At 43.3% G+C, this 8,506-nt stretch carries 8 protein-coding genes and 1 tRNA gene; 8 read left to right on the top strand and 1 reads right to left on the bottom strand.

Going from position 1 to position 8,506, the window contains the following annotated elements:
- Positions 1-583 (bottom strand): hypothetical protein (locus JXL83_08100; protein ID MBN2364078.1); only part of this gene is annotated, 583 nt, incomplete at its 3' end.
- A 76-nt stretch (positions 584-659) separates the two neighbouring features.
- Between JXL83_08100 and JXL83_08095 the strand changes: the two genes are divergently transcribed.
- The 8 genes from JXL83_08095 (at position 660) to JXL83_08060 (ending at position 8,498) form a co-directional block, all read left to right on the top strand.
- Positions 660-3,029, top strand: coding sequence for a S8 family serine peptidase (locus JXL83_08095; GenBank protein MBN2364077.1), 2,370 nt, complete (start codon positions 660-662; stop codon positions 3,027-3,029).
- Positions 3,030-3,043: 14 nt separating this feature from the next.
- Positions 3,044-3,117: transfer RNA gene (locus tag JXL83_08090), tRNA-Pro, on the top strand.
- A gap of 132 nt (positions 3,118-3,249) precedes the next feature.
- A complete protein-coding gene (locus JXL83_08085) occupies positions 3,250-3,870 on the top strand; it encodes a hypothetical protein (GenBank protein MBN2364076.1) in 621 nt (206 codons plus the stop codon).
- A 90-nt stretch (positions 3,871-3,960) separates the two neighbouring features.
- Positions 3,961-5,013 (top strand): hypothetical protein, encoded by a 1,053-nt coding sequence (locus tag JXL83_08080; GenBank protein MBN2364075.1) that lies wholly within the window; start codon positions 3,961-3,963, stop codon positions 5,011-5,013.
- A 13-nt stretch (positions 5,014-5,026) separates the two neighbouring features.
- Positions 5,027-5,992 carry a zinc ribbon domain-containing protein gene (locus tag JXL83_08075; GenBank protein MBN2364074.1) on the top strand — a complete coding sequence of 322 codons (966 nt, stop codon included), beginning with the start codon at positions 5,027-5,029 and terminating at the stop codon, positions 5,990-5,992.
- Complete coding sequence (locus tag JXL83_08070) at positions 5,989-6,852, top strand: SUMF1/EgtB/PvdO family nonheme iron enzyme (protein MBN2364073.1); 864 nt, start codon at positions 5,989-5,991, stop codon at positions 6,850-6,852. The genes JXL83_08075 and JXL83_08070 overlap by 4 nt, the downstream gene beginning before the upstream one ends.
- Positions 6,846-7,925 carry an aminopeptidase P family protein gene (locus tag JXL83_08065; protein MBN2364072.1) on the top strand — a complete coding sequence of 360 codons (1,080 nt, stop codon included), beginning with the start codon at positions 6,846-6,848 and terminating at the stop codon, positions 7,923-7,925. The genes JXL83_08070 and JXL83_08065 overlap by 7 nt, the downstream gene beginning before the upstream one ends.
- 27 nt (positions 7,926-7,952) lie before the next feature.
- A complete protein-coding gene (locus tag JXL83_08060; GenBank protein ID MBN2364071.1) occupies positions 7,953-8,498 on the top strand; it encodes an HDIG domain-containing protein in 546 nt (181 codons plus the stop codon).
- The last annotated feature ends 8 nt before the right edge of the window (positions 8,499-8,506 follow it).

The raw sequence follows: 8,506 nt of genomic DNA, 5'->3' as shown, positions 1-8,506 counted from the left end.
CGAAGACATCGTAGTGATTTGATAAATCAACTTTCTCTGAAATTTCAATGAACGAAGAGCAAAAAAGTGAATAATCGAGTGACATGCTGTATTCTTCGTAAGGGTCCAAATCGAGAAGAGAAGCATCGTCTTTGAGAATATCCTTGGCCAGAGATAAAATGGAATCGCGGTCTTCTCCGAACGCTTCTATAAAAATAAACGAATTTCTTAATAGAAGATTCTCAGGAGACATTTTTTCATGAATCTCACGGTTTGGATGAAAAAAATCCGTCAGTTCGCACAGCGATAATACGAACCTTGAAACCCGGAGATTTTTCGCGTCTGAAAGGATTTTTTTCAGAAAATCAGGGCTTTCAAGAGGTCGACCAAGCATTTTGGCGAGAGCGGGGGAGAAAAGCGGAGGGGGTTCCGGGAAAAAGAATCCGGTTTCGGATTCTGTCGTTCTAAGGATTTTAAGAGCTGTTGTCAGGAATTCCTTGTAGTATCCTTCTCCGGGATGAGCGTATTCTGAAAACGGCATTTCCTGGCAACATAATTCTTTTGCCAGTATCATGCAAAAAATTGCCGTAATAATTTGTCTCATTTCATAATCCCTGATATAATGTCAAATCTTAAAAGATTTCTTACAGCCTTTCAAGTCATTTAAAAAGGAGGCGAATTTGAAAGTGAGGGCTTTTTTTTGTTTTGCCGTTTTTGTTGTTTTGGCCGCCAATCTTCTATCGGCTGAAATTCATAAACCGGGCGAAGTTATTGTAAAATTCAGGAATAGTCTGAGAGAAGGAATCGAATTTTCTTCAGTAGACGGAATAGTGTCTTCGAACATACCTGGATTGAACTCTGTTTTCACCGAATACGAGATTGTCGCATACAGACAGATTGTTCCCGATTACGATTATTCCAGGAACATTGATTACGGTTTGGACATGATGTATGTATTCGTTTCACGAGATGACGAAAAGGCCGTGTCGAGTGTCAGCGCTTTTGCCAACAACCCTTTCGTCGATTTCTGCGAACTGAACATCCAGATGGAAAAAGCGGGAATTGAATCCGCTTCTCCCTGGGATCCATTTTTGACTCCCAACGATCCGAGCTACTCCAGCCAGTGGTTTCTTCCAAATATACAGGCCCCTGCGGCATGGGATATTCAGACGGGAAATCACTCGCACATAGTTGCCATAGTTGATGATGCCTGCGAGAGAGGACATGCAGACCTCGCCGGTAACTACATCACCGGATACGATTATGTCAGCAACGACAACGACCCGACTCCGCCGAATACATCTTACAACCACGGAACGCATTGCTCGGGTTGCGCCGCAGCCGTGACAAACAACTCGACAGGAATAGCATCTATCGGTTACGGTATAGGTCTTATAGGAGTGAGGACTGAATTAAATGTTTCCGCAATTGTCTCGGGAATTAATTTTTCAGCCGTGAACGGCGCGGACGCAATCTCCATGAGCTGGGTCGCGAGTTCGCCAATATCATCCATTCAGACTGCAATAAACGACGCCTACAACAATTACGACGTTGTTTGCATTGCTGCGGCGGGAAATTACAACACTTCCGCCCAGTATTATCCCGCTGCGGGTGAAAATACTGTCGCAGTGGCCGCCACCAACTCCTCCAATCAGAAGGCCGATTTTTCGAACTACGGAACCTGGATAGACATATCCGCTCCCGGAGTCAACATATATTCAACCGTTCCTTTCGGATCATATATGTACATGGACGGCACTTCGATGGCTTGCCCTATCACGGCGGGTCTTGTCACTTTAATGAGATGCCAGTTTCCGGGAGAGAATAACGCGCAGATAATCCAGAGGCTTTACGACGCCGCCGACGCTATGCCTTCCTGCAGTTATTACAACAACGGCTACATGGGCGCCGGCAAGATCAACGCGCTCGCTTCCCTTCAGGGAACCACTCCAGACACGAATATAACCGTCACAGCTCCGAACGGCGGTGAAACCTGGTACATAGGTTCATCTCACAGCATCACCTGGACTGACAACAACGTAAATAATTTCGATGTTCATTACAGCACTAACAACGGTTCAACATGGACTTCGATCGCAAGCAACATCACCGGCAACTCGAGGTCGTGGACAATTCCAAACACTCCCGCAACTCAGTGCCGGGTTCGCGTCAGAGATTACAATCATCCGACGACAGTTTACGATATCAGCGATGCTGCTTTCACAATAGCTACGGAACCAGCTTCACAGTGCGACACGCTTACATACTGGGATTGGGGCACAGTGGGAACCAGCTTCAATTACGGAGATCCACCGGAATGGATGGGCATGGGAGTCCGTTTTACACCCACGGAACTGTCTCCTTATTCCGGAAGATACATCGAAAGAATAATCTTCATGCTTTCTGAAGGCACGAATCCCGCCAACGACGCCAGAATTTACGTCTTCGGCAACGGTACATCAACGGCTCCCGGAGACACTCTGCTTAATACGGCATTCACGGTCTCAGGAAGCGAGCAGTGGTACGAAATTGTCCTCGGGGCTAATCACGTTCCTGTAAACACTTCGGGAGACATGTGGGTTCTTGTCGGATTTACTTATCAAAACTCGTCTTCCTATCCTTTTCCCGCAAACGAAGGATCATTCGTGTCCAACAAGAGCGAATGGGCCTGGACCAACACAGGTGGATGGGAAAAATTGAGCACTTACAGCTACAACTACGGCTGGACGGTAGGAGCGGTAGTCTGCATGCAGAACGGCGTTGAAGAAATAATATTCCCAGGACAGGAAGTTGAGCTCAACATGAACGCAAGTTACATGTCCGGTGCGAATTTGGTCAGGATAGATTATTTTCTGCCCTCTTCCGGCTTTGTGACTTTGAAGGCTTTCGACATCTCAGGCAGAAACGTACAAACGGCTTTCGAGGGGCATCAGACTCCGGGTTCTCATTCCCTGGAAATGCCAACCGAATCAATGGGCTCGGGAAGCTATATCTACGTATTGACAACTGAACGCGGAAAGGTTTACTCTAAGGTTTTTGTTTTAAACTGAAAAGTCTTGATTATCGGGGCGTAGCGCAGCCCGGTAGCGCGCTTGGTTCGGGACCAAGAAGCCGGAGGTTCAAATCCTCTCGCCCCGACTTTCAGAAAAAAGAGGGAGCAACAGCTCCCTCTTTTTTATTTCAGGATTATGAATAATTTATTAATCATTGCCAGGTTTTTGAACGCAATATAAAGTTGCCACGGCGGGGGAATGATTTTTATAATGAATCATGAATTTATTTCAAAAAGTTCGTGGAATAATAATTGATTTTTTTAGAAAATCATATCCGGGAATGGATTGGGGAGAAGCCGGTCTTTTTTCCCTTGCGTTCGATTTCAAATACTCAAAACTCTCAGGGATTGGAATTTTTGACGACTTCCTGTCATTGAGAAAATTCGGAAAGCCGGAAAGTCCCTCCGGTGCCAAAAATTTGTCATTCAGCTACCATTCGAAAGGCTTTGAATTCGAAGTCGAAAACGGAAAGGTAACCTGCATCTTTATTGTTTTTCAAAACTGTTATCCGCTTTTCAAGCCTTTTAAAGGCAAATTGCTTTTCGAAGGAAAAACCGCTTTTGCGGGCACACGTATTACTGAAGAAGTTTTCACGAAATTTTTTCCCGGAGTATTCTGGAGAGATGAAGATGATGAAGAAACTATACTTTTTTACGAGTTCAGCGAAACAGAATGGCAGGTCGAGTTTGATAAAAGCGATCAACTAAAGGCGATCATCATCTGCACTCCGCCTCTCATGTCCGATTCGGAGGCGAGAAAATCATACGGCGTCGCAAAGAAATGGCCGCCTGAAAACAACATTTCAATGATAAATCAGGACTTATATGAAACATTTTAAAAAAGAACTCGGATTTTTCTATTAAATTCGGTTTCATAATAAATAAGACAGATGTTTACAACACGGCGTCATGTCAATAGAATTGACTTTATGAAAACTCCGCATTTCAAATTAGGTCAAGCGCTGTCAAAAATCAACGAAGAAAAAACGGGCAATTCTTTTCTTTTACTCGGACCTGATTTCGTCTCAAAAAGAATTTTTGTCAAGTTCATCGAGGAAAAACTTACTGATCCAGCGGGCAGATCATTTGACAGAATAGCAATTTGGGGAGACGAAAAAGACGCGTGCGACAAATTTATTGAAAACGCATGGTCTCTGCCTGTTTTTTCAAAATCGAAAGTTTTGATTGTTTACAATACCGACCAGCTTAAATTGAAAAAAGACATCGCCGATATAAATGAGTTGTTTGATTTTCCTGAAACAACTTGTGTCGTGTTTATTACAAACTCCGGCGACAGCAAAAAGTTTCTTTCGTCGCGCAAATGCCCTTCTCTTTTAAAAGAAATAAGCCGGTTTGCCGAAACATTCATGTTTCTCGACCCTTATCCTAATGAAAGACGGTCGTTTATCTCGGAACTCGAAAAAATATACGCTGTAAAACTGACACCCCGTCAAAACGCGATGATTGAGAGCAACGGCCCTGAAAGCGCAGCCGGCCTTCATCAGGTTTTTGAAATCATCGAAAGCGGGATTTTAAGCGGAACAGGCATAGATATTGAGGATGTCCTCGTGAAGAAAGACACTCTGGAGAGCGTTTCATACGCCGTGGGAAGAAGAAAACTGGGTGAAGCTCTTGTCAATCTTGAGAAAACTCTGAAGTGGGGACATAGAAGCAATGACTTGATAAACGTTTTGTCCAAACATTTCAGCGTTCTCAAAGCAGTTAGGATTTATTCGGAAAAAAATCCGTTTTTATCAAACGGTTTTGCTTTACAAAATTATCTTCTCAATGAATTTGGATTGTATATATCTCCCGAAAATGCCCCGGAGTACATAAAACAGGCAAAATTATGGAAAGATGAAGAAATCGGAAAAGCGAGAGAGATTCTGTTTTGCAAGACCATAGACGTCAGATCAGGAGGATCCGATCTTTTTTTGTCACTTTCAGTCCTGATTGGTGATATAATAAATATAAATATTTAAAGGAGTTTTTTCTATGTCCGAAGAGAAAAATTTTGAGGCTATTTTGTCCAAGATTATTTCTTTGAAAGAAATGATAAATAAGGCCGAACAATTTAAAGATAAAGTGAGACCCGATGTTTACGAGAAGGTGATGAGGGATTATTCCGAACAGCTGAACGAATACAATTCACAAATGAGCGGAATGGGAGGGGAGATAAACATAAAAATTAAAAATCTTGATAAAGACATAGAAGATTTGACTAAAAAAATCGACTCCATACAGGGTCAAAAAGAAGAAATCGATCTCCGGTATATGGTCGGGGAGATGCGAGAGGATGATTACAACCAGAAAATAAATACTCTGAATTCGAACAAGAAACAATATGACGACAGCTTGATTATTTTGAGCAAATCGAGGAACGATTTTGAAGAATTGATAAAAAGATTTGCCAAACAAGACTCCTTCACCAAAACTTTCGAAGAGCCCTATGAGATGCCCAAGAAAAGCTTTCAAACCGACGTAGACGCGGAGATTGAAGCAAAATTCGATTCAAAAGACGATTTTTTATCCGAGACAACTTTCTCTTTTTCCGATCAGGAAAAAATTCCGGAAAAAGAACCTGGAGAAAGCGAACACGAGTACATCCATTCCGAAGTAAAAACAACCGAAACGTTGGCGCAGGACGCTTTTTCCGGCAAAATTCAAACTCCGACTTCGGACGATTTCGAACCGATTAAAACGGTACAGTCCGTCACTGAAGACCTAATAAAATCAAAAGATTCGTTTGACGAAACTTTTGACAGCCTCTTTCAGGAAGACGACGGAGACACTGCATCGGAAGAGGAATCACCGGAAGAAGAAGAGGAGGAAGAACTGACTTCGGTAATGTTTGAGGCTCAGGATGACAGTGAAAATTCAATAAAATGCCCAAAATGCGGTTTTGAAAACAGACCGGACGCCTGGAATTGCGAAAAATGCGGATCACCGATAATTCTATGAAATATCTACCGCTATTTTTGATGTTGTCGGCCACAGTGATTCTTTCATCTTGCCGGACCACTGAAGTTACTATCAAGTATAATAAAATACACAGGTTTGATCCCCCCATAATAATGACGGAACAGTACATGAATGTTTGGGAAATGGTCCTCGTCAGAAAAGGCTCTTTTATTATGGGATCAACCGAAGGAATTGAAGACGAAACGCCTGAGCAGGAAATTTTTTTGGATGATTTTTACATAGACAAGTACGAGGTCACTTGCTATCAGTACATGCTGTTTTGCGAAGCTACGGGACACCAGAAGCCGTCTAACTGGCCGAACGGGATACTTCCGCAGAGCAAGTATTTCGAACCTGTCAGATATGTCAGTTACGAAGACGCTGCGGCATACGCAAACTGGCTTGCAAAGACGATACCCACGGAAAGTCAATGGGAAAAAGCCGCTCGCGGGGAAGACGGCAGGATTTATCCATGGGGAAACGAATGGACAGACCAGGGTGCCAGAACGATAGAAGACAGATTCAGCGTCCCTCAAAACATAGGCTGGCTCGGAGAACTTTCCATGAGTCCTTACGGAGCTTTGGACATGGCGGGAAACGTTTTCGAATGGACTTCGACATGGTACAACAAATATCCCGGCAGTTCCGCACAGAGCGAATATTTCGGAAATATTGTCAAAGTAATCCGCGGCGGTTCTTTCGAAAATTCCATTGAACTGGCGACGACGACATACAGGGGGATAGCTTACCCTGCGATATCCTATTCAAACATAGGATTCAGGTGTGTTTTTACTCCCCAAAACAGAGGAGATCTTCCTCCGACAATTCTCATATTGCCGGACGGAACAGTAGAATGGTGACTCCCCTCGACAGATTGCGCGCTAAAATGCTTGAAAGAGGCTGGGAATGCTGTGTTCTGACCAAAATTCTGGACGTTTATTTCCTTCTGAAGCTTGAAAACTTTGTTAATTTCATAGAGACAAAAGCGACTCTGGTTGTTTTTCTCGACGAAATAATTCTGATCTCGGATTCTTCTACTTCTGAAATTTTCAAGGGATTGTCTCCAGTTGAATTCAAATTCCAAAATGCATCCTGGAAAGAAAGCATTTCAACCGGAGGCTTGTTCATCAATGAAATCGCCAGAACTCTTCGCGAAAAAAAAATAACAACTGCGGCTATTGACAATCCTCTAATAAAAAAAGATTTAAAAGGCATTGTTACATTCAGAAACCTAGGATCGACGATCTCTAAAATTGCAATCAAAAAAGACGGAGACCAGATAGTTTTCATCAAAAAAGCTTATTCGGCGATGAACGGCGCGATCTTATCGACGATCCCTTCATTGAAAGCCGGAATCTCCGAAATTGAAACCAGGAATATGTTGGACTTAGAACTTCACAGACTGGGAGCGGAAAAAATCGGTGTGCCGACCATGGTCAATTTTTCAAACGGCAGTTGTTTTCCTGATCCTGTTCCTTCAGCGAGGAGCCTGCAGGAAGGAGACCTCGTCATGTATGAGATTTCAGCTGGGTACAAGTCCGAAGCTCCCATAGTAGGCAGGACCGCATTTTTTAAACCACCGGACCCGGAACGGCAAAAAATACTTGAAAGATCATTAATGGCTTACAGGAAAATGACTGAATGGATAGACGTGGGCAAACTTTCCGGAAAAGCTTCCGACGCGCTTTCAGACGCACTCGGCGAACTTGCCGAGTTTCAAACGAATGTTGCAGGTTTCGGACTTGGAGCTTCTTCCGATTATTTTTACATTACCCCCGTGAGTAACCATGTGTTCAGAGAAAATGAAGCAGTTGTAACAATCTTGTCACTTAACGTTCCCGGTTTGGGAATAATAAGGTTTTCCGACACTATTTTGATTTCGAGCGGGGAAAAATATCTGACACCTGGTGATTATCCGTTGATATTGAATTGAAACCAATATTTATTCTGGGAGATTAAAATGCTTAGGAATGAAGCGATTAAATTAATTGATGAAAACATCGGTAATGAAAACCTGAAAAAACATCTTTTTGCCGTTGAAGCCTGTATGAAAGGTCTCGCGCTTCATTTCGGCAAAGACGAAGCCAAATGGTCTACGGCCGGGATTCTGCACGACATAGATTACGACCTGACGAAAGACACTCCGGAACTTCACGGAAAAGTCGGAAAAGAAATGCTGTCGGCAAAAGGGGTGGACGACGAAATTCTTTCCGCGATCGAAAACCATTGCATGACTGAACCGCCTGAAGATCTTATGTCTTTGTGTCTTTACGCCGTCGATCCTTTCAGCGGCCTCATCATAGCATCCGCTCTGATGCATCCGGAAAAAAAGCTCGGATCCATTGACAGGGAATTCATCAAAAAAAGGTTCAAGGAAAAAAGATTCGCCGCCGGAGCGAATCGCCAGCAGATAATGACGATTGAAAAGACAGGATTGAGCTTCGACGAGTTTGCAGATATATGTCTTGCGTCCATGACTTCCATATCGGATGAACTCGGATTGTGAGACTGTCT

Source organism: candidate division WOR-3 bacterium (genome assembly GCA_016934535.1).
Classification (GTDB): Bacteria; SDB-A; SDB-A; order SDB-A; family SDB-A; genus JAFGIG01.
Note: the sequence above shows the minus strand (reverse complement) of the source record. Positions and strands in the feature narration are given on the sequence as shown.

Excerpts from the sequence above, each read along its gene's own strand:
- JXL83_08085 (MBN2364076.1), top strand. The coding sequence starts at position 3,250 with ATGAATTTATTTCAAAAAGTTCGTGGAATAATAATTGATTTTTTTAGA.
- JXL83_08080 (MBN2364075.1), top strand. The coding sequence starts at position 3,961 with ATGAAAACTCCGCATTTCAAATTAGGTCAAGCGCTGTCAAAAATCAAC.
- JXL83_08075 (MBN2364074.1), top strand. The coding sequence starts at position 5,027 with ATGTCCGAAGAGAAAAATTTTGAGGCTATTTTGTCCAAGATTATTTCT.
- JXL83_08070 (MBN2364073.1), top strand. The coding sequence starts at position 5,989 with ATGAAATATCTACCGCTATTTTTGATGTTGTCGGCCACAGTGATTCTT.
- JXL83_08065 (MBN2364072.1), top strand. The coding sequence starts at position 6,846 with ATGGTGACTCCCCTCGACAGATTGCGCGCTAAAATGCTTGAAAGAGGC.
- JXL83_08060 (MBN2364071.1), top strand. The coding sequence starts at position 7,953 with ATGCTTAGGAATGAAGCGATTAAATTAATTGATGAAAACATCGGTAAT.